This is a genomic window from Streptomyces rishiriensis (assembly GCF_003112535.1).
In the GTDB taxonomy this organism is placed as follows: Bacteria; Actinomycetota; Actinomycetes; order Streptomycetales; family Streptomycetaceae; genus Streptomyces; species Streptomyces rishiriensis.
Genome location: NZ_BEWA01000064.1, coordinates 1 through 2,082, shown reverse-complemented (window position 1 = coordinate 2,082; position 2,082 = coordinate 1). Strand labels below are relative to the sequence as shown.

Below are 2,082 nucleotides of genomic sequence, written 5' to 3'. Positions count from 1 at the left end.
GGAGCAATGCTCATGACCTGTGGATCGGCCTCGGGTCGGGCGTAAAGGGCGTACCTTCCCGAGGGATCGACTTCTGGTCATCGAGTAGGCCGACGTTGCACCGTCGGTCGGGAAGGCACGCCCGTGCTGAGCGTAGTAAATGCCGATGGAACGACCGAGACCGGCTCCCTGATCGACGACATCGTCCGCGAGGGCGCGAGGCGGATGCTCGCCGCCGCCCTGGAAGCCGAAGTCAACACGTATATAGCAGAGTTGGCCGACCAGCGCGACGAGCACGGGCGCCGCCTGGTGGTCCGCAACGGCTATCACCAGCCGAGGAAGGTCACGACCGCGGCCGGGGCGGTCGAGGTGAAGGCACCACGGGTGAACGACAAGCGCGTCGACGAGGCCTCGGGCGAGCGCAAGCGGTTCTCCTCCGCGATCCTGCCGCCTTGGTGCCGCAAGTCCCCGAAGATCAGCGAAGTGCTGCCCCTGCTCTATCTCCACGGCCTGTCGTCTGGCGACTTCGTGCCCGCACTCGAGCAGTTCCTGGGGTCGACGGCCGGGCTATCGCCGGCGACGGTCACCCGCCTCACCCAGCAGTGGCAGGCCGACCACCAGGCGTTCGGCGAGCGCGATCTGTCCGCCAGCGACTACGTCTACGTCTGGGCCGACGGCATCCACCTGCGCATACGCCTGAGGGAGGCGAAGTCGTGCGTGCTGGTGCTGATGGGCGTCCGCGCGGACGGCACGAAAGAGCTGATCGCCATGAACGATGGCTACCGCGAGTCCGCCGACTCCTGGGCCGACCTGCTGCGCGACTGCCAGCGGCGCGGGATGCGCGCTCCCGTCCTCGCGGTCGGCGACGGCGCACTCGGCTTCTGGAAGGCCCTGGCCGAAGTCTTCCCCGAGACCCGGCACCAGAGGTGCTGGGTTCACAAGATCGCCAACGTTGCGAACGCCCTGCCGAAGTCCGCGCAGCCCGGCGCGAAGAAGGCCCTGCAGGAGATCTACAACGCCGAGGACCGCGACCACGCGCTCAAGGCCGTCGCCGCGTTCGCCAAGAGCTACGGCGTGAAGTTCCCCAAGGCTGTCAAGAAGATCACCGACGACGTCGACGAACTGCTGGCGTTCTACGACTTTCCCGCCGAGCACTGGATCCACTTGCGCACAACGAACCCGATTGAGTCGACCTTCGCCACCGTCCGCTTGCGGACCAAGGTCACCCGAGGTTCCGGCAGCGCGGCCGCCGCCTTGGCCATGGTCTTCAAGCTCGTCGAGTCCGCCCAGGCCCGCTGGCGGGCCGTGAACTCACCTCACCTCGTCGCCGTCGTCCGCGCCGGAGCCCGCTTCGAACGCGGACAGCTCATCGAGCGCACGCAGCCCCTCTCGGCATGACAACCTTGCTGTCCCTGTCGTCGTGCCCTGTCTGGGCCAAGATCAGGTTGCTGGGTGTCACAAAGGCGACAACATCATGAGGACCTCATCGCGATCGTCGTCGGAGGCCAGCCGCAGAGCGCCGGGCCACCTGCCGATCTCCTTCCAGCCGAGTCGGCCATAGAACTCTTCGAGACCGACACCACCGCGGGCGGCAAGGTGCAGCTGCTCCAGGCCCATCTCGTCGCGGGCGACCTCACGGACCCGGCTCATCAGTGCCGCGCCGATCCCCTGGCCCCGGACGCCGAGACGGGTTTGCACGTGGTGGATCGTGCCCCAGTGCGCGACGGGCGGGTGTGGATCGCAGCGGATGTTCAGCCAGCCCGCGACGGTGCCATCGACCAGGGCGATCAGAAGGCGGCTGGTCGTCGGGCCAAGCTTCTCGATGATGCGGTCAAGGACAGCGGTGACCTCGGCGGCGTCCACCGGCGGAAAGGGAAACCCGGCCGCCCCACCCGCATTGCTCACCTCGGTCCAGCAGTCCACGAGGGTCTGCTTCAGCTCGTCAGTGATCTCGTGCGGGTCAACGATCTGGGTGAAGCCAAGGGCGTTGCTGCTGGTCATGGGGACGAGTGTCACAAACGAGCCGCGCTCGTCGACACTCGGGGGCACCCACCCGAACTTCGCTGGCGCAGACAATGATCCACAGGATTTGACAATTACTCC

General features: G+C 67.0%; 2 protein-coding genes. One reads left to right on the top strand and one right to left on the bottom strand.

Features of this window, described 5'->3' with window-relative positions:
* Positions 1-123 precede the first annotated feature (123 nt).
* On the top strand, positions 124-1,377 hold the full coding sequence (locus tag Sri02f_RS40900) for an IS256 family transposase (RefSeq protein ID WP_109006330.1): 1,254 nt from the start codon (positions 124-126) through the stop codon (positions 1,375-1,377).
* A gap of 57 nt (positions 1,378-1,434) precedes the next feature.
* On the opposite strand, the gene Sri02f_RS40895 is transcribed toward Sri02f_RS40900, so the two are convergent.
* Complete coding sequence (locus Sri02f_RS40895) at positions 1,435-1,980, bottom strand: GNAT family N-acetyltransferase (protein ID WP_109006329.1); 546 nt, start codon at positions 1,978-1,980, stop codon at positions 1,435-1,437.
* Positions 1,981-2,082: the final 102 nt, after the last annotated feature.